This window comes from Variovorax sp. KBW07 (assembly GCF_003852515.1).
Lineage (GTDB): Bacteria > Pseudomonadota > Gammaproteobacteria > Burkholderiales > Burkholderiaceae_C > Variovorax.
In genome coordinates this window covers 40,132-58,829 of record NZ_QAJK01000013.1, presented here as the reverse complement: position 1 = coordinate 58,829, position 18,698 = coordinate 40,132, and the positions used below count along the sequence as shown (strand labels likewise).

The following is an 18,698-nucleotide window of genomic DNA, read 5'->3' as shown; positions in this document are numbered from 1 at the left end:
AGTACCCGGTGTCAGTCGCACGCGCCCCGAATGACCCCATGCCCCCGCATTGAACGACAGCGCAAGAAAACAAGAGAACACCACGAAAGGACAAAGCGATGAACACCCCAGTCACTCACTACGACCTGCTCATCCAGGGCGGCACAGTCATCGACGGCACCAAGGCGCCACGATTCAACGCCGACGTCGGCATCGTCAACGGCCGGATCGTTGCCATCGGGCAGCTTGCCGGCCACACCGCCGACAACACCCTCGACGCCACCGGCCGCATCGTCGCACCCGGCTTCATCGACTCGCACACCCACGACGACCAGGCCGTCCTGTCGCAAGCGCAAATGCCCTTCAAGGTCTCGCAAGGCGTCACCACCGTCGTCGCCGGCAACTGCGGCATCAGCGCCGCGCCGCTTCGCGTCGACATGGACCTGCCCATGCCGCTGAGCCTGCTCGAAACGCCAGCCGAAGGCCGCTTCACCACCTTCGCCGCCTACCTCGATGCCCTGCGCGCCACGCCCTCGTCCGTCAACGTGGCGGCGATGGTCGGCCACTCCACCTTGCGCGCCGTCGTCATGTCCGACCTCGACCGGCCCGCCACCGACGCCGAAATTTCCGCCATGCAGGCCCTGGTCGAAGAAGCCATGCAGGCCGGCGCGATCGGCCTGTCGACTGGCACCTTCTATCCGCCGGCCGTGAAGGCCACGACCGAGGAAATCATCGAGGTCGGGCGTCCGCTCACTTCGCGCAAGGCGCTGTATGTGACGCACATGCGCGATGAAAGCGATCGCGTCATGGAATCGCTCGAAGAAACTTTCCAGATCGGCCGCGCGCTCGACATTCCGGTGGTGGTGTCGCACCACAAGGTGCAGAACACACGGAACTTCGGCAAGACCAAGGTCACGCTGCCGTTCATCAAGGAAGCCATGCAGCACCAGTGCATCGGGCTCGACTGCTACCCCTACACCGCCGGCTCGACCATGATCCGCACCGACCGCGGAATGATGGAAGGCCGCGTGCTCATCGCGTCGAGCGTGCCGCACCCCGAATGCGCGGGGCGCGACCTGAAGGACATCGCGGCCGAATGGGGCGTGTCGGGCGAAGAGGCGGCGCAGCGGCTGCAGCCGGGCAGCGCGATCTATTTCATGATGGACGAAGACGACGTGCAGCGCATCCTGGCATTCGACGACACCATGATCGGCTCCGACGGCATTCCGGTCGGCGAGAAGCCACACCCCCGGCTGTGGGGCACCTTTCCGCGCGTGCTGGGCCACTACAGCCGCGACGTCGGGCTGTTCCCGCTGGAAACGGCGGTGTGGAAGATGACGGGGCTGACGGCACGCAACTTCGGCCTGCACGAGCGCGGCGCGCTGAAGCCGGGCTATCACGCCGACGTGGTGATCTTCAATGCCGCGACGGTGCGCGACACCGCGAACTACGAGACGCCCACGCAGCCGGCCGAAGGCATCGATGCGGTGATCGTGAATGGCGCCGTCACATGGCAGAACGGCGTGCACAGCGGCGTGCAGAACGGGCAAGTAATCTTGCGCAAGGACGCGGCGGCCACCGTCTGATTGATGCCGCGGGCCTGGCCGGTCTGGCAGTCGTCAGTGCCAGCCGGCGGCGTTGCGAAGGCGGATGCCGCTGGCGTGCACCGTCGAGTTCCACACGGGCTTGAAGGGCAACAGGGACTCGACGAAGCGAAGCTCGGTGCGGCAGGCGCTCAACGCATCGGGCAGGTCCGTGATGCGAGCGACGGCATCGGGCACGACCGTTTCAGGCGAGACCCACATGCCGACATCGTGGATGTCGACGAAGGACTCGGTGGGAAATTCGTAGCGCGCCAGCGCCGCATGCCCCAGGCGCTCGGCCCAGCTTTGCTCGACGTAGGCGACGGCCTCCATGCCCGGGGCCATGTCGCCGAGCCATGCCTTGCGGTCAACGTCGGCCGTTTCGCCGGTGGCCCACATCACGATGCGGGGGCACTCTCTCGGAAAAAGATACAGGCGCTGGTGCGCCTGAGCAATGGCCCAGACCAGCGGGCCATTGAGCCAGGCCATGCCCGCGGGGCGCTGTGCGGGCGTTCGTACCGGCCTGGGCACGAACCGGTCGATGTCGGCGTTTTCGCTGAAGTGAAACAGGCGCATGGCGGGGAGCGTAACCGCCCCGCCGGCATGGCTCGATCAGTCGGGAGCGTTCATCACGCGGTCGAACTCTTCGTCGGCCGGCACGTTGTCGGCATCGAGTTCGCTCGCATCGGTGAGATCGATGCCCGTTTCATCCGACAGGTCGTCGGAGGCTTCGCTGTCGGGCTCTTCGAAATCGTCGGCAGGCGTGTTGTCCTCGTCGTCTTCGAGTGGCGAAGCGGAGCGCGCGGTGGCGTCGACGTTGTTCATGATCGGTTCCTCGGCTGATGACTGAACGGCCCCCTATGGTGCGCCTGTTTCGGCCGCAGCGGTTCATCCGAACGGCAGCGTCGGTGTCGGAAAGTTTCCCGCCCCACCACCGCCGTCGACGTCATTGCCGTCATTGCCGATTCACGGTCAGTCTTTATGCACGTGGCCGTGTTCGCCGTGCCTAGGGTCGTCGTGACCATGGTCGTGCCCGTGCTCGCCGTGCGCCAGCCGGCTCACAAGCGTGACCAGCACGATGCCGGCGACCAGCCAGAGGACCTGCGCGGCGGTCTGGCGCGCGGGCAGGCGTTTTTGCAGCTGCGGAATCAGGTCGGCCAGCGCCACGTAGACAAAGCTGCTGCCGGCCAGCACCAGGAAGTACGGCAGCCAGCCGTGCAGCTGGTCGACCAGCCACCAGCCCGCGATGCCGCCGAGCATGGTCATGGTGCCCGCGAGCGACACCTTCACCAGCGCCACGCGCTGGTTGGCGGAGCTCTGGCGCAGCACCACCAGGTCGCCGATGTGGTGCGGCACCTCGTGCGCGAGCACGGCAATGGCGGCCACCAGACCCAGGCGCATGTCGGCGATGAAGGCGGAGGCGATGAGGATGCCGTCGCCGAAGCAGTGCACGCTGTCGCCGGTCAAGACAGCCCAGCTGCCGCCGCCGGTGGGCTTGTGGCTGTGCGCGTGTCCGTGGGCATGCGGGTGGTCGTGGTCGTGACCGTGGTCGTGCCCGTGGCCGGCATGCGCGTCGCCGGCCTTGGCTTCGGCGTCGCCGTGGTGGTGTTCATGGCCGTGGTGCCACAGCTCGGCCTTGTCGAGCAGGAAGAAGAACACCAGCCCGAACAGCAGCACGGCGAACAGCAGCGCGGGTTCGATGCGGCTTTCGAAGGCCTCGGGCAGCAGGTGCATGAAGGCGGTGGCGAGCAGCGCGCCGGCCGCCAGGCTGAGCAGGTGCTGGGGGTTCACGCCGCCGGAGCCGCTGCGCACGCCCACGCGCAACAAAAGGGCGGCCAGCCAGACGCTGCCGATGCCGGCAACCAGGGTCGCCAGGATGATGACTATCAAATTCATAGCTGCTTGCGCAAGAGAGACGGCCATTGAAACAGTTCCAGGGCCGTTGTCCGTTCATAAAAAGAGAAAAGGCCGTCATGGGACGGCCTTCGGCGGGGAGTGCGGCTACAGGGCGCCGGGGTCAGGCGACGCCATTGGCTTTGAACCAGGCCGTGGCACGCTGCCATCCGTCGTCAGCTGCGCTCTTCACGTAGCTGGGGCGGTAGTCCGCGTGGAATGCATGGCCTGCTTCGGGGTACACGACGAAGCTCGACGCCTTGGCCGCCGGAGTCCCATTGGCCAGAGCAGCTTTCATCTTATCAACCGTGTCAAGGGGGATGCCCTGGTCTTTTCCGCCGTAGAGGCCGAGCACCGGCGCCTGCAGGCTGGCGGCGATGTCGATGGGGTGTTTCGGCTGCAAATCGCTGGCCTGGCCGACCAGCCGGCCGTACCAGGCCACGCCGGCCTTGACCTTGCCGGTGGCGGCGTAGAGCCAGACGATGCGCCCGCCCCAGCAGAACCCGGTGATGCCGGCCTTGGCGGTGTCGCCGCCGTTGGCCTTGGCATAGGCCAGCGCGCCGTCGAGGTCGGCGATGACCTGCGCGTCGGGCACCTTGCTCACGATGTCGGCCTGCAGCTTGGGAATGTCGGTATAGCCGCGCGGATCGCCCTGGCGTGCGTAGAGCTCGGGCGCGATGGCCAGGTAGCCGAGCTTGGCGAAGCGGCGGCAGGTGTCGGCGATGTATTCGTGCACGCCGAAGATCTCCTGGATCACAAGGATGACGGGCAGGCCGGTCTTGCCGGCAGGCGCGGCGGCATAGGCCGGCACTTCGAAGCCGTTGACGGTGTACTTGATGGGGCCGGCCTTCAGGCCATCGGCCGAGGTGGCAATGGCCGTCTGCGCCACCACCGGCATGACGGCGGCTGCATAGCCGACGCCGATGGCGGCCTTGAGCGCGGTGCGGCGCGTGGCGCCCTGCTCGGTGCTCTCGCCGGGGCGAAGCGAATCGAAGTCGGAACGGCTGTCGTCGAGTGCGGACATGGGAAGGGCTCCAGTTGAATCGTCGGACAAGGGGCGCTGCGCGAAAAAACGCACGCCGCAATGTAGGCGAAATCGGCCCGGGGCCTCGATGACCGGAAATTCAGTGGGGTTGGCGCGACGTGCCCGCGCGCCCGCTCTTTACGTGCCTGACCCGCTCCGTGCGCCGTATGCGCGACGCGCCAGCGCGGCGGCCAGCACCTGCGCCGGGTCGACCAGGTCCAGCCCGGCCACCGCGGCCGAGCCCTGCAGGCCCAGCGGCACTTCGGTGCAGCCCATGATGATGGTCACGGGGCCATGGCGCTCGGCCAGCCGCAGCGCCACCTCTGAAAAGCACTGCTCAGCCAGCGACATGTTGCCGGCTTTCACGCCGTCGAAGATGCCGCGCATGATGGTCTGGCGCTCGTCGGCCAGCGGCACGTGGCAGCCCAACCCGGCTTCGGCCAGTGCCTGTTCGTAGAGCCGCACGCGGTAGGTGCCTTCGGTGGCCATCAGCGCGACGCTGGTCGCGCCCTGCCCGGCCAGCTGCTGCGCGGTTTCGCGTGCCATGTGCAGCAGCTCGACCTGCGGAAAGCGCTCCTGCAGGCTGGCGTGCCAGGCATGCGCGGTGTTGCAGGCAATGGCCACGGCCCGGCTGCCGAGCGCGGCCAGCCGGCCCAGTGCCTGCAGCATCGGCTCCAGTGGCTGGTGCGCGCCGTTGCGGTCGGCCGAAGCCAGCGCATCGGTGCGGTCGGGCACCGGCACCTGCGCCAGCCAGTGCTCGGGAAAGGACTGGTCGCGCACCAGCTCGCCGCGCGCGCGCATCTGCTGCGCGCAGGCCTGCACGAAGAGCCGGACGAAGTCGGCGCCCGCCGCGGGGCCCATGCCCCCGAGGATGCCGACGACCTGAGTGCCTGCGACCATGTCTTTTCTCTCTCTTTCCTTGTTGTTGTCGGGATCAGGTCGCTGGCTTGTCGCTGAAGGCTTTCAGGTTGTCCTTCAGCTGCGGGCTCATCGGCAGGTTCAGCGGCACGCCCTTCGGCGGAATCGGCTGCATGAACCACTTGGTGTAGAGCTTCTCGAACTCGCCGCTCTTCATCATGCCGATGAAGGTGTCGTCGACCAGCTTCTTGAAGGCCGGATCGTCCTTGGGCAGCATGCAGGCATAGGGCTCGACCTGCAGCGACTCGCCCACCACCTCGTAGTCGGCCGGCGTCTTGGCGTTGCCGATCAGGCCGAACAACAGGATGTCGTCCATCGCGAAGGCCACGGCACGGTCGCTCTCGACCAGCAGGAACGCATCGGCGTGGTCCTTGCCGAGCACGATGTTCATGTCGAGGTTTTTCTCGGTGTTGTACTTGCGCATGACCAGCGCGTTGGTGGTGCCGGTGGTGCTGGCCACGGTCTTCTTGGCAAGGTCGGCGTAGTCCTTGATCTTCGAAGTCTTCTTCACCAGCAGGCGCGTGCCGGTATAGAAGTGATTGACCGCAAAGGCCACGTCCTTGCCGCGCGCGGTGTTGTTGGTGGTGGAGCCGCACTCCAGGTCGATGGTGCCATTGGTGATCAGCGGAATGCGGTTCTGCGAAGTGACCGGCATCAGCGCGACCTGCAGGTTGGGCTTGTTCAGTTTCTTCTTCACCGCCTCGACGACGGCGTTGGAAAGCTCCACCGAGAACCCGATCGGCTTGTTGGGGCCGTCCAGGTAGCTGAAGGGCACCGACGACTCGCGGTAGGCGAGCGTGATCTTGCCGGACTCTGCGATCTTGGCGAGCGTGTCGGCGGCCTGGGCGCCGGTGGCGGTAAGGAGCACCGCGGCAGCCATGGATGCCATCAAGACGGAAAGTTTCATTCGAGCCTTCATTCGGTTGGATTGAACAGAAGGCCAGTGTAGGAAGGAGTGACTCATTGCGACAATTCCAATAGCACGCTGGGCCATACCCAAAGGTTATGGGTGAACCCCTTCGGCGCCGTGAGGCATGCGCTTTGGCTATGGGGCACGGCGCTTTTGGCATTTCCGGGGGCCGGGGCACGCCCCTACAGTCAGGGTTATCTCTCATCACTCCGGGAAAGTTGCTGCCATGCATGTGTGTGTGCTCGGCGCCGGCATCGTGGGCCTGGCCACCGCCTGGCAGCTCGAACGCCAGGGCCACCAGGTCACCGTGATCGACCGCGCCGCACCCGGCGCGGGCGCGAGCGGCGGCAATGGCGCGCAGCTGAGCTACTCGTACGTGCAGCCGCTGGCCGATCCGTCGATCTGGAAGCAACTGCCCAAGCTGCTGCTCTCGCCCACCTCGCCGCTCAAGCTGCGCCCGCAGCTCGACCCGCTGCAGTGGCGCTGGGGGCTGGCCTTCCTGGGCGCTTGCAATGCGCAGACTTCGCGCGACACCACCGCGCAACTGCTCGCGCTGGCGGCATCGAGCCGCACCGAGTTCGAGGCCATGCAGGCCGACATCGCGCCCGACTGCGACTTCTCGGCCACCGGCAAGCTGGTGCTGTACGCCGGTGCCGCGTCGCTCGAAGGCGCGCGCGCGCAACTCGAGCTGCAGCGCACCATGGGCAGCGAGCAGCGCATCGTCACGCCCGACGAGTGCATTGCCATCGAGCCCGCGCTGGCGGACTATCGCGGCCAGATGGCGGGCGCGGTGTACACGCCGAGCGAGTGCGCGGCCGATTGCCTGAAGGTGTGCGCCGAGCTGATGCGGGCCCTGAGCGCGCGCGGCGTGCGCTTCATGCTCGGCACCGACGTGCACGGCTTTGCGCGCAGCGAAGGCCGCGTAGCCGCCGTGCAAACGAACGAAGGCGACGTGCGGGCCGATGCCTTCGTGATGGCGCTGGGCTCGGCCTCGCACAAGCTGGGGCGCGCACTGGGCGCCTACCTGCCGGTGTACCCGCTCAAGGGCTACAGCATCACGGTCGAGGTCGACCCCACGCCGGGCGCGGCACCGCGCGTGAACGTGACGGACAGCGCGCGCAAGGTTGTCTTTGCGCGCATCGGCTCGCGGCTGCGCGTGGCCGGCATGGCCGAGCTGGTGGGGCACGACGCGAGCATTCCGGCCACGCGCATCGAAACGCTGGCCGCCGCCACGCGCGCCGTGTTCCCGCATGCGAGCCGCCTGGAAGAACTGCACCCATGGACCGGCATGCGGCCGGCCACGCCGAAAGGCCTGCCGATCATCGGGCGGCTGCCAGGCGCGCCGTCGAACATGCTGTTCAACACCGGCCACGGTGCGCTGGGTTTCACGCTGGCCTTCGGCTCGGCGCGGCAGATTGCGCTGGCGCTGGCGCCTTCCGCAGCGACACCGTCCTGAGCTTGCGGCCCAGGCGCCGCCAGCCGATGACCACGCCGGTCAGGCTCAGCAGCGTGCCGCCGAGGCTCAACACGATCAGCACCACGTCCCACAGCGGACGGTGATCAAGCAGCGGCAGCCAGTCCCAGCTGTGCAGCATCGCGAACAGCCAGCGGCTCAGGCGGCGCGTGCTGTCGGAGCGGCCGAGCACCGCGCCGGTTCGCGGGTCGACGTGCACCCAGGTGGCGTGCGCATCGGCGAACACCACGCGCCAGACGGGCAAGGGCTTGTCGGTGCCGCCGGTCATGGTGTGGGGCTCGCGCGTGTAGTAGTGGCTGTCGTAGGCGGTCGGCACGTCGATGCGTTGCACTGCGTCGGGCAGCAGGCGCGCGACCGCGGCTCGCAGTGCGTCGGCATCGAAGGTGTAGGGCTGCGCATCGGCTGCGCCACGCACCAGCGGCTGGCCGTTGCCGGTGCTTACCAGCACCAGCGTCTGCCCGGCCGCGCGCACCCAGCGCAGTTCGCGCACATTGCCACCGGTCGCGGCCAGCAGAGTCGCGGGTGCCGCGTCTTCCGCCGCAATGGCGAGCGCACCGCCATTCATCGCCTCGATGCGCAGCGCGGGTGCGCCGCTGTCGAACACGCGCCAGGGGTTCATCGACATCAGGCCGCTGAAGATCCACGTCAGCGTGACCAGCGCGAACAGCAGCCCGGTGATGTGATGCCAGCGCATCATGAAGCCCTGGTACGGCGAGTGCGAGCCGCTCTTGTAGGTGCGGCCGAAACGCCAGCGCATCACGCCCACCACCGTTCCCGTCAGCGTGACGGCGATGCCGACGATGGACAGCCAGTTGACGATGTCCGTCCAGTAGCGGTCGAGCCCCGTGCCGCGCAGCGGGTACAGCCAGTGGATCCAGGCGCCGGCGTAGTTCCAGAGCCGCTCGGTGCGTGGCGCATCGCGCACCACCTCGCCGGTCTTGCCCGACACGTAGAGCCGGGTGGCGTCGGCATCGGCCAACTCGACCACGTGCAGCGGGCGGTGCGCGTCGAGTCCGCGCGAATGGGTAAACGCGTCTTCGCCGATGGTGCCGCGGTAGTCGAGCGGCACGCCTGCGCCGGCGTAGGCCTGCGCACTGGCGAGCGCGCGGGCCCTATCGACTTCGCGCAGCACGGCGCCCGTCGCGGCATCGATGACGACCGCGCCGCTGCCCGGAGGCGGCCGCCGCTTGCCCGGCTGGGCTTCGCGCACCGGCGTCGCAAGGTACACCGCGCGCCCGCCGCTGGCGGCGGCCAGCCGCAGTTCCTGCAACGGCCCCGCGATGCCGGCCGCATCGAGCGCCTGCCTCGGCCCCAGCAGCGGTGCCGATGCATCGAGCCGCGGCAGGTGTTGCAGGCGCTCTGCTTCCGTGAGCTTGGGGTAGCCCACGTACATCATCACCACGCCCGAGACGAACCACATCGCGAAGAAGACGCAGACGACCACGCCCAGCCAGCGATGGACCAAAAACAACCAGCGTTTGGCATGCATGGCGATGCTCCCTTTGCTAGAAGGCCACGCGCAGCGACACGTCGGCCGTGCGCGGCGCGCCGAGGTAGGCAAAGGTGCTGCCCACGTTCGCCGCGTAGACGCGGTCGGTGGCATTGCGGATGCGGCCGACCAGCGTGACCGAGCGGTTCACCTTCCAGCTCAGCCCCAGGTCGAGCAGCGTGTAGCCGGGCCAATTGATGGTGTTGGCGGCATCGGCATACACCTTGCCCACGTGCCGCACGCCCACCGTGGCCTGCAGGCGCGGCGTGAAGGCATACGACACCCACAGGTTGGCCACCACCGCCGGCGTGTTGGTCGGCGTGCGGCCCGCGAGCGACACGCCGCCCTGCGTGAAGCGCTCGTAGCGCGCATCCACATACGTGAGGTTGCCCTGCAGCGACCACTGCGGCGTGGGCTGCAGGCCGAGCGCCAGCTCCACGCCCTTGGACGACTGCTCGCCCACCAATACAGTGAGCGCGCTGTTGTTCGGGTCTTGCGTGGCGATGTTCTTGCGGCGGATGCTGTAGGCCGCGAGCGTGGCCGTGCCCTTGCCCTGCCAGAAATCAAGCTTGGTGCCGACCTCCGCCTGCCGGCCGGTGGTCAGCTCGCTGTTGTTGCGCACGTCGGCGAACGAGGCGGTCGACAGCACGCCCGATGGCGGGTCGGCCGCCGTTGCGTACTGCGCATACAGGTTGGCGCCAGGCGCGAAGTCCCACACCAGCCCGATGCGGCCGGTGGTCGGCTTGTAGCCGCGATGGAAGGTGGCCGGGTTCGCCGCATCGACGGTGCGCCGGTTGACCAGGTCGAGGTCGATGCGCTCGTGGCGCAGCGCCGTCACGAGGTTCAGCGCCGGCATCAGCGCCGTGCGGTTTTCCAAATACAGCGCGGTGGTCGTGACCTTGTTGTCGCGGTCGGGCCGGAAGCCCGGCGTCATGCCCCGCACCGCGAAGAAACGCTCGGTGGCAAACACGTAAGGGTTGACGGTGCTCACCGTGGCCGGCAGGCTGTTGGGGAAACGCGTCTGCCGGTTCACGCTGTAGTCCAGCCCGAAAGACCAGTCGCTTTTCAGCCCGCCGAGCTGTCCCTTGTAAATGCCCTCGATGCGGTTGCCCCACACGTCCTGGTCGTGCCGCTGCAGCAAGGCGCCGGAACGGATGACGGCCGTGTTGGCCGGGTTGTAGCGGTAGCTTTCGACGTTGCGGTAGTCGCGCAGCGCGTCGTAGGCATAGAAGGTGTTCTTGAACTGCAGCGCGTCGGTGGCCTGCCATTCGGTGACCGAGCGCAGCCACTGCACGCGCTGCGCATACAGGCCGTCGCTGCTGTTGTAGTTCTTGAAGCGGATGCCGCGGTCGATGCGCATGGTGCCGGCCACGGGGTTGAGCACGGGTGTGCCCCAGTAGGGCCGGTCAACGTTTTCTTCCTGGTACTCGTAGGCCAGCGTGTGCTTCAGCCCGCCACCCAGATCGGACAGCAGCGAGGCCGCCAGCTGCGTCGACTTGTTCTTCGTGCCGTCGGTCCAGCCATTGGCATCGCGGTGGTTCACGTCGATGCGCGCGTAGTGGCTGCCCGCGCCGCCGTCGCCCGCGATGCGGCGGTTCAGCCCGAACGAGGCTTCCTTGAGGTTCTGCGTGCCCAGCCGCAGTTGGGCTTCGGCAAAGTCGCCGCGCTCCGCCGTCTTCGTGATGTAGTTGATCGAGCCGCCCAGCGCGCCCGAGCCGAACAGAAAGCTCGACGGCCCGCCGATGGCTTCGACGCGGTCGTAAATCCAGCTGTCCACGGGCCGCGCCGCAATGGCGTATTGCACGTTGATGCCGTTGAACATCTGGCCGATGGAGCCGCTGCCGAAGCCACGGTAGCTCACGCCGATGTTGCCGGGCGCGTCGTGCGCGGTCACGCCCGGAACGGCGCGCAATATTTCCTGCGTGTTCTGCGCGCCGCGCGCGTCGATCACCGAGCGGTTCACCACGGTGACCGAAGCCGGCGTCTCGCGCGGCGTGAGGCCCAGGCGGCTGGCGGTGTCCGAAGGGGTGTCGAGGTCGAGCCGGCCGTTGGCGCTGGGCGCGTCGTCGGCCACCTCGATCTGCGGCAGCGAGGGAGCGCCGGCGTGGTGCTGCTGTTGTTGCTGTTGTTGTTGCGCGATGGCGGGAACACAGGGGCTGCCGAGCAAGGCCAGGAGCCCCAGCGTGGGGGCGGAAGAAGTACGACGGGACATGGAATCTCTCTTGCGGCGGCGCGTGCAAAAGGAAAAAGCAGCGCCGGCCGCGGAACGACCGGAAACCCACCGCGCGGCCGTGTCAGGCCGCGTGCGGTGGAAGAAGAACGGGGTTCAGGAGAGCGTGGGTGGCCCGCGCGCCGGCAGCGGCGAGGCCGTGGCTGCCGCGATGCGGGCAGCGGGAATCGGTTGCAGCGCGCGGCCCAGCGGCAGCGGCGTGGGCAGCGTGACCTGCGCGGCGGCAGGTGGTGGCCCGGAGACCATGCACAGCGGGCAGTCCATGGCGGCCACGCCCAGCTCGGTCGGGCCGTCGTCGCCCTGCACGATCACCTTGATGGAGCCGCTGGCGGAACACACCAGCTCCATCGCCTGCGGGTTCACCAAGGGCGATGCGCCCGCAACCAGCAACGACGCCATGAACCACGCCAGCACCAGGCGGTGCAGGAAGCGGAAGGTTCGCGGGAAGTGCATGGCCGCGAATTATGGCGCGCGGCGAAAGCCCATTGCTTTCAAGCGTTCAAGCGGCCTGCTCTATCGCTTCGCGCATGCAGCGCGTGATGCCGCGCACGGCCACCGAATCGGGCCGGCCCGCGAAACGCAGCGCACGAATGGGCACCGGAATGTGTGGCTCCAGTGTGAGCACGTCGACCTTGTCGCGGTCGGCCGAGCGTGCGGTGCAGCCATCGACCAGCGCCACGCCGAGGCCGTGGTGCGCCATGGCCAGCGCCGCGTGGTAGGTCTGCACCGTGACCACGGCCTGCTGGAAACCCACGCCGGCCTGCCGGCAGGCCTGGCTCAGGCTGGTGCCCACGGGGTCGCGGCTGTCCAGCCCGATCACCGGCCGGTCGACCAGGTCGTGCAGCGCCACCGAGCCGTTGCGCACCAGTGCGCGCGGCAGCATGCCCTTGGGCGCGATGCACACCATGCGGCTGTCGGCCAGCGTCTCCTGCGTGAGCGAGGGATGCACTGCGGGGCTGAAGGCAAAGCCCACGTCGGCCTCTTGCAGCAGCAGCGCCGACATGATCTGCGGCGAATGCAGCGACTCGACCGTGATCGAGTAGCCCGGATGCCGTTCGCGAAAGGCCTTGAGCGCGCGCGGCAGCACGTCGTAGCTGAGCGCCAGCACGCTGAGGATGCGCAGCTCGCCGGTGTCGCCCGCCGTGCGCAGGTTGGCGGCCAGCCGCTGCACCTCGTCGAGCTGCGCGAACAGCCGCTCGATGTGCGGGTACAGCGTGAGGGCCTCGGTGGTCGGCGTGAGCCGGCCCTTGGCGCGCTGGAACAGCGGAAAGCCAAGCTGCAGCTCGGCATGCTGCAGCGTGCGGCTGACCGCCGGCTGCGTGATGTTGATGAGCCGCGCCGCCGCGCTCACGCTGCCCGTGAGCATGATCGCGTTGAAGACCTCGATGTGGCGCAGGCGCATGGGCGGCTCGGACGGATCAGTTCCCGCCGGTCGTCTTGCCGCGTGCGATGTCCATCACCATGCGTGTCGCCAGATACAGGCGCGGCTCGATGGAGTCGAGCAGCACGTACTCCGCATCGGCCGAGTGCGCGCCAAAGCCCTGCAGGCCGAAGCGCTCGACAACGGGTGCCTTGGTCTTGAGCGAGGCGAAGGCGGCATCGGTGCCGCCGCCGGCGGCCTTGTCGTCGGCGCCCAGCGGACGGCCGAGTTCGTCCTTGTAGATCTGCTGCGCATGCTTGGCGAACGCGATCGACGCCGGGGTGGCTTCGAGCGGCGGACGGCGGCGTTCGAACTTCAGCTCGACCTTGGCCTCGGGAATCAGCTGCTTCTTCACGCGTTCGTTGACCTGCTGCTCGATGCGGTCGTAGTCGGCGACCTTGAGCACGCGCACGTCGGCGCCCGCCGTGGCGGCCGCCGGAATCACGTTGCGGTTGCTGCCCGACTTGGAAATGGTCCAGTTCATCTTCAGGCCGGTGGCCGGATCGGACAGGTCGCGCATCTGCAGGATCTGGTGCGACAGCTCGTAGAGCGCGTTCACGCCCAGTTCGGGCGCCGAGCCCGCGTGCGAAGCCTTGCCGGAAACGTTCAGCGTGACCGAGGCGATGCCCGCGGTGGCCAGCGAGAGCTTGTCGTCCTTGATGGAGGCGCCCTCGAAGGACATCACCGCATCGTGTTCGCCGCCCAGGCGCGTGAGCAGCGCGCGCGAACCCGGCGAGCTGATTTCTTCGTCGCCGTTGATCAGCACGGTGAGCGTGCCGTATTCGTTGAACTTCAGCGCCTGCAGCATCGCCACCGTGTGCGCGATGACCGCGATGCCCTGCTTGTCGTCGGAAATGCCCAGGCCGTAGGCCTTGTCGCCTTCGATGCGGAACGGCTGCTTGTTGAGCATGCCGACCGTGTAGACCGTGTCCATGTGCGCGATGAGCATGATCTTCTTCGTGCCCGTGCCCTTGAAGGTCGCGCGCATGACGCGGCCGATTTTTTCGGGCGTGTCTTCCATGCGGTAGGCCTCGGCGCTCGGGTCGATCAGCTCGACCTGGCCGCCCAGTGCCTTGAACTTGGCAGCGATGAGGTCGGAGATTTTTTCCAGGCCCTCGAGGTCGCGGCTGCCCGACTCGATGGAGACCAGTTCTTTCAGCGTGTCGAGCAGCGCCGGCTTTTCCTTGGCGGCGAGTGATGCGACGCGGGCATCGGGAGCGGCGAAGGCAGTGCCGAGGTACGCGGCGCAAACGGCGGCAAGCAGGAACTGGCGGTGCGGGAATTTCATGGGCATTGGTTCTTCTCGGGATTTTTCTCGGGGTTTTTCTTCGGGTCGATTCGCGGGATCAGTGCGCCTTGTCCCAATTGGGACCGACGCCGATTTCGGCGAGCAGCGGCACCTTGAGGTCGGCCACGCCGGCCATGAGGCGCGGGATTTCGGTGCGCACCCATTCGACCTCGGCCTCGGGCACTTCGAACACCAGTTCGTCGTGCACCTGCATGATCATCCTGGTGCCACGCTTTTCTTCGTCAAGCACGTTCTGTACCTTGACCATGCTGAGCTTGATGAGGTCGGCCGCGGTGCCCTGCATGGGCGCGTTGATGGCCGCACGCTCGGCACCACCACGGCGCGGGCCGTTGGGCGAGTTGATCTCGGGCAGGTACAGGCGCCGGCCGAACACCGTCTCGACGTAGCCGGTTTCCTTGGCGCTGGCCTTGGTCTCGTCCATGTAGGCCTTCACGCCCGGGTAGCGCGCGAAGTAGCGCTCGATGTACGAGGCCGCAGCCTTGTTCTCGATGCCCAGGTTCTTCGCCAGGCCGAAGCTGCTCATGCCGTAGATCAGCCCGAAGTTGATGACCTTGGCATAGCGGCGCTGCTCGCTCGACACTTGGTCGGGCGTGGAGCCGAACACTTCGGCGGCGGTGGCGCGGTGCACGTCGATGCCGTCCCTGAAGGCGCGCAACAGCGATTCGTCGCCGCTGATGTGGGCCATGATGCGCAGCTCGATCTGCGAGTAGTCGGCGCTGGCGATCACGCTGCCGGCCGGCGCCACGAAGGCCTCGCGCACGCGGCGGCCTTCAGGGGTGCGGATCGGGATGTTCTGCAGGTTGGGGTCGTTGCTGCTCAGGCGCCCGGTCACGGCCACCGCCTGCGCATAGTGCGTGTGCACGCGGCCGGAGCGCGGGTTGGCCAGCTGGCCCAGCTTGTCGGTGTAGGTGCCCTTGAGCTTCGAGAGGCCGCGGTGCTCCAGGATCTTGGCGGGCAGCGGGTAGTCTTCGGCGAGTTTTTCGAGCACTTCTTCATCAGTGCTGGGCGCGCCGCTCGGCGTTTTCTTGACCACCGGCAGGCCCAGCTTGGTGAAGAAGATTTCGCCGATCTGCTTGGGCGAGCCCAGGTTGAAGGGCTGGCCGGCAATCTCGTAGGCCTCCTGCTCGAGCGCCATGATGCGCGTGCCCAGCTCGTGGCTTTGCGCGGCGAGCGTGGCGCTGTCGATGAGCACGCCGTTGCGTTCGATGCGGTACAGCGCTTCGCTCGACTCCATCTCCAGCTGGTAGATGAAGCCCAGCTTTTCATCGGCTTGCAGGCGCGGCCACAGCGTGCGGTGCACGTCGAGCGTCTGGTCGCTGTCTTCGCACGAATATTCGGCCGCCTTGGCGATGTCGACCTGGCTGAACGGGATCTGGTGCGCGCCCTTGCCGCACAGGTCTTCGTACGAAATGCCGCTGCGGCCCAGGTGGCGCTCTGCCAGGCTGGACAGGCCGTGCGGCTTGTTCACTTCGAGCACGTAGCTTTGCAGCATGGTGTCGTGCGCGTAGCCCTGCACCTCGATGCCGTGGTTGGCGAACACGTGGCGGTCGTACTTGATGTGCTGGCCGAGCTTTTTCTTCTCGCCGTTCTCGAGCCAGGGCTTGAGCCTGGCAAGCACTTCGTCGATGGGTAGCTGCGCGGGCGCGTCGGGGTAGTTGTGCGTGAGCGGAATGTAGGCCGCTTCGCCGGGCGTGACGCTGAAGCTGATGCCGACGATCTGCGCGACCATTTCGTCGAGCGAAGTCGTTTCGGTGTCGATGGCCGCAAGCTCCGCGGATTCGAGCTTCGCGAGCCAGGCGTCGAACTGCTCCCAGGTGAAGACGGTGTCGTACTTGAGGTTGCTCGCGGGGGCCGCGGCCTCCATGGCGCTCAGGTCGGCGGGCTCGTCGAACAGGCCGCCCTGGTCGGTGCTGGCCTTGGCGGACTTCTTCCTGGCGTTTTCCTCGATCAGCTCGGGCGGCACTTCCTGCGCTTCGAGTGTCTTCACGAGGCTCTTGAAGCCGAACTTCTCGTAGAAGGGCTTCAGCTCGGCGGTCTGCGGCGCGGCGACCGGCAGGCCTTCGAGCGACGGCAGGCCGGTGACGTGGCCTTCGAGGTCGCAATCGGTGCGGATGGTGACGAGCTTCCTGCTGAGCGGCAGCTTGTCGAGGGCCTTGCGCAGGTTCTCGCCGGCGGCGCCCTTCACTTCGGCGGCGCGCTCGACCAGCGCATCGAGCGAGCCGTATTCGAGCAGCCACTTCGCCGCGGTCTTCGGGCCGACTTTCTCGACGCCGGGCACGTTGTCGACCGAATCGCCCACCAGCGTCTGGTAGTCGACCATCAGGTTCGGCGGCACGCCGAACTCGGCCGTGACGCCGGCCACGTCGCGCTTCTTGCCGTTCATCGTGTCGATGATGGTGATGTGCTCATCGACCAGCTGGCTCAGGTCCTTGTCGCCGCTGGAGACGATCACCTCGATGCCCTGCGCGGCGGCAATCTTGGCGAGCGTGCCGATCACGTCGTCGGCCTCCACGTCGGGCACGCTGAGCACCGGCCAGCCGAGCAGCTTCACCACTTCGTGGATGGGGTCGATCTGGCTGCGCAGGTCGTCGGGCATCGGCGAGCGGTTGGCCTTGTATTCGGGGTACCAGTCGTCGCGGAAAGTCTTGCCGGGCGCATCGAAGATGCAGGCCGCGTAGTCGGCGCGCACCTCGCGGCGCAGCGCGGTCATCATGTTGATCATTCCGCGAATGGCGCCGGTGGCCGGGCTCTTCGGGTCGCCGGGCACGGCGCGCAGGTCGGGCATCGCATGGAAGGCTCGGTAGAGGTAGCTCGAGCCATCGACGAGCAGCAGCGTTTTCTTGTCGGTCATCGGGCCATTTTGCCGTGCCCGGACCGGCGCCCTGAACCACGACGGCGCGAGGTGGCAACCGACGCCCGGAAACCGGCCGCAAGCCTACAATCGGGCCATGCCTAGCTCCACACTCCTGGTCGCCCGCCGCATCCTGCTGGCGCTGGCTTTTGCCGCCCCCTTTGCCGCCGTGCAGGCGCAGTCCGCGCCCGCCCAACCGGCGGCCACGCCGGCCCCGGCGGAATCGCTACCAAATCAGGAGCAGGCCGACGGCCGGCGCAACCAGAAGGTCGAGAACCTCCACACCGAGGACAGCGGCGCTTCGGTCGACGAAGTCCGCTACGGCGGCCGCACGCAGAGCATCAACGTCAAGCCCAAGTCGAACATGCCCGGCTACGAAGTGCTGCCGGCCGACGCCGGCGCCGCGCGCCAGGGCTCGTCCGAGACCGGCGCCAACGGCCCGCGCGTCTGGAACGTGATGAAGTTCTGACCGTGCGCCTGTCCCGCCTCTTTCCATCTCCCGCATCCTCGGCCCGGCGCTGAGCAACGCCATGGCAGTTTTTACCGAAGTCCAGTTCGGCGAGGCAGACGCGCTCGTGCAAAGCCTCGGCGTGGGCCGCCTGCGCGACCTGCGCGGCATCCAGGGCGGCATCGAGAACACCAACTACTTCGCGACCACCGAGTCCGGCGAGTTCGTGCTCACGCTGTTCGAGCGCCTGAGCGCCGAGCAGTTGCCTTACTACCTTTGCCTCATGAAGCACCTGGCGGCCGCCGGCCTGCCGGTGCCCGAGCCCGTGGCGGCCATGGCCATCGCGCCCGCCGCCGAGAAGCAGCCCCACAAGAAGAGCCTGCCGCCGGTGCCCGCCGCCGACACCTCGTGCGACCTGCTCCACAGGGTGGCCGGCAAGCCCGCCGCATTGGTACAAAAGCTTTCGGGCCACAGCGAACTGGCCCCCGGCCCGGCCCATTGCGCCGAGCTGGGCGCCATGCTGGCGCGCATGCACCTGGCGGGCCGCGACTACCCCCGCAGCCAGCCGAACCTGCGCGGCCTGGCCTGGTGGAACGAGACCGTGCCGGTGGTGCTGCCGTACATCGAGGAATCGCAGGCGGCCCTGCTGCGCGCCGAGCTGGCCTACCAGAACCACATTGCCGAATCGTCGACCTACGCGGCCCTGCCCCGTGGCCCGGTGCATGCCGACCTGTTCCGCGACAACGTGATGTTCGCGACCAGCGACGACGCTGGCGCCGACGCCGCCCCGCGCCTGACCGGCGTGTTCGACTTTTACTTCGCCGGCACCGACACCTGGCTGTTCGACCTGGCCGTGTGCCTGAACGACTGGGCCATCGACCTGCCGACCGGCCGCCACCATGCCGGGCGCGCCGATGCGCTGCTCTCGGCCTACGAATCGGTGCGCCCGCTGAACGCCGCCGAGCGCGCCCTGCTGCCAGCCATGCTGCGCGCCGCGGCGCTGCGTTTCTGGATCTCGCGCCTGTGGGATTTCCACCTGCCGCGCGAGGCGAGCATGCTCAAGCCCCACGATCCGTCGCACTTCGAGCGCGTGCTGCGTGAGCGCGCCACCCACCCGCATGCCATGGCACAACCGGCCTTCGAGCCCGTGCTCGTGGCTGCCTGACCCCC

Annotated in this window: 16 protein-coding genes; 4 read left to right on the top strand and 12 right to left on the bottom strand. The window is 67.7% G+C overall.

Features of this window, described 5'->3' with window-relative positions; translation table 11 throughout:
• Nucleotides 1–98 precede the first annotated feature (98 nt).
• Entirely contained in the window at nt 99–1,565 is a 1,467-nt protein-coding gene (locus DBV14_RS02650; RefSeq protein ID WP_124457649.1) for an amidohydrolase family protein, read from the top strand.
• Between the two features lie 33 nt (nt 1,566–1,598).
• On the opposite strand, the gene DBV14_RS02645 is transcribed toward DBV14_RS02650, so the two are convergent.
• The 6 genes from DBV14_RS02645 to DBV14_RS02620 all read right to left on the bottom strand — a co-directional run bounded on the left by DBV14_RS02645 (nt 1,599) and on the right by DBV14_RS02620 (nt 6,304).
• Nucleotides 1,599–2,138 carry a DUF6886 family protein gene (locus DBV14_RS02645; protein WP_124457648.1) on the bottom strand — a complete coding sequence of 180 codons (540 nt, stop codon included), beginning with the start codon at nt 2,136–2,138 and terminating at the stop codon, nt 1,599–1,601.
• Between the two features lie 36 nt (nt 2,139–2,174).
• Nucleotides 2,175–2,387 carry a hypothetical protein gene (locus DBV14_RS02640; RefSeq protein WP_124457647.1) on the bottom strand — a complete coding sequence of 71 codons (213 nt, stop codon included), beginning with the start codon at nt 2,385–2,387 and terminating at the stop codon, nt 2,175–2,177.
• Between the two features lie 147 nt (nt 2,388–2,534).
• A complete protein-coding gene (locus tag DBV14_RS02635; RefSeq protein ID WP_124457646.1) occupies nt 2,535–3,458 on the bottom strand; it encodes a ZIP family metal transporter in 924 nt (307 codons plus the stop codon).
• Between the two features lie 121 nt (nt 3,459–3,579).
• Entirely contained in the window at nt 3,580–4,479 is a 900-nt protein-coding gene (locus DBV14_RS02630; RefSeq protein WP_124457645.1) for a dienelactone hydrolase family protein, read from the bottom strand.
• A 138-nt stretch (nt 4,480–4,617) separates the two neighbouring features.
• The gene (locus DBV14_RS02625) at nt 4,618–5,379 is read right to left on the bottom strand and encodes an aspartate/glutamate racemase family protein (protein ID WP_124457644.1); all 762 of its coding nucleotides are present in this window, start codon (nt 5,377–5,379) and stop codon (nt 4,618–4,620) included.
• 34 nt (nt 5,380–5,413) lie between these two features.
• Nucleotides 5,414–6,304 (bottom strand): transporter substrate-binding domain-containing protein, encoded by an 891-nt coding sequence (locus tag DBV14_RS02620; protein ID WP_124457643.1) that lies wholly within the window; start codon nt 6,302–6,304, stop codon nt 5,414–5,416.
• 229 nt (nt 6,305–6,533) lie between these two features.
• Here DBV14_RS02620 and DBV14_RS02615 point away from each other — a divergent pair, with 229 nt between their 5' ends.
• Nucleotides 6,534–7,763 carry a D-amino acid dehydrogenase gene (locus DBV14_RS02615; RefSeq protein WP_124457642.1) on the top strand — a complete coding sequence of 410 codons (1,230 nt, stop codon included), beginning with the start codon at nt 6,534–6,536 and terminating at the stop codon, nt 7,761–7,763.
• On the opposite strand, the gene DBV14_RS02610 is transcribed toward DBV14_RS02615, so the two are convergent.
• From DBV14_RS02610 to polA, 6 genes are all read right to left on the bottom strand, one after another.
• Nucleotides 7,693–9,270 (bottom strand): PepSY domain-containing protein, encoded by a 1,578-nt coding sequence (locus DBV14_RS02610; protein ID WP_124457641.1) that lies wholly within the window; start codon nt 9,268–9,270, stop codon nt 7,693–7,695. The two genes, DBV14_RS02615 and DBV14_RS02610, sit on opposite strands and share 71 nt — an antisense overlap.
• A gap of 16 nt (nt 9,271–9,286) precedes the next feature.
• Nucleotides 9,287–11,482, bottom strand: a complete 2,196-nt coding sequence (locus DBV14_RS02605; RefSeq protein ID WP_124457640.1) for a TonB-dependent siderophore receptor — start codon at nt 11,480–11,482, stop codon at nt 9,287–9,289.
• Nucleotides 11,483–11,596: 114 nt separating this feature from the next.
• A complete protein-coding gene (locus DBV14_RS02600) occupies nt 11,597–11,953 on the bottom strand; it encodes a hypothetical protein (RefSeq protein WP_124457639.1) in 357 nt (118 codons plus the stop codon).
• A gap of 46 nt (nt 11,954–11,999) precedes the next feature.
• On the bottom strand, nt 12,000–12,902 hold the full coding sequence (locus DBV14_RS02595) for a LysR family transcriptional regulator (protein ID WP_124457638.1): 903 nt from the start codon (nt 12,900–12,902) through the stop codon (nt 12,000–12,002).
• Nucleotides 12,903–12,918: 16 nt separating this feature from the next.
• On the bottom strand, nt 12,919–14,208 hold the full coding sequence (locus DBV14_RS02590) for a M20/M25/M40 family metallo-hydrolase (RefSeq protein WP_124457637.1): 1,290 nt from the start codon (nt 14,206–14,208) through the stop codon (nt 12,919–12,921).
• Between the two features lie 58 nt (nt 14,209–14,266).
• Nucleotides 14,267–17,080, bottom strand: coding sequence for a DNA polymerase I (gene polA / locus DBV14_RS02585; protein ID WP_124457636.1), 2,814 nt, complete (start codon nt 17,078–17,080; stop codon nt 14,267–14,269).
• Nucleotides 17,081–17,177: 97 nt separating this feature from the next.
• On the opposite strand from polA, the gene DBV14_RS02580 reads away from it, so the two are divergent.
• Together DBV14_RS02580 and DBV14_RS02575 are read left to right on the top strand one after the other, a co-directional pair.
• Nucleotides 17,178–17,549 (top strand): hypothetical protein, encoded by a 372-nt coding sequence (locus DBV14_RS02580; protein ID WP_124457635.1) that lies wholly within the window; start codon nt 17,178–17,180, stop codon nt 17,547–17,549.
• 61 nt (nt 17,550–17,610) lie between these two features.
• On the top strand, nt 17,611–18,693 hold the full coding sequence (locus DBV14_RS02575) for a homoserine kinase (protein ID WP_124457634.1): 1,083 nt from the start codon (nt 17,611–17,613) through the stop codon (nt 18,691–18,693).
• Nucleotides 18,694–18,698: the final 5 nt, after the last annotated feature.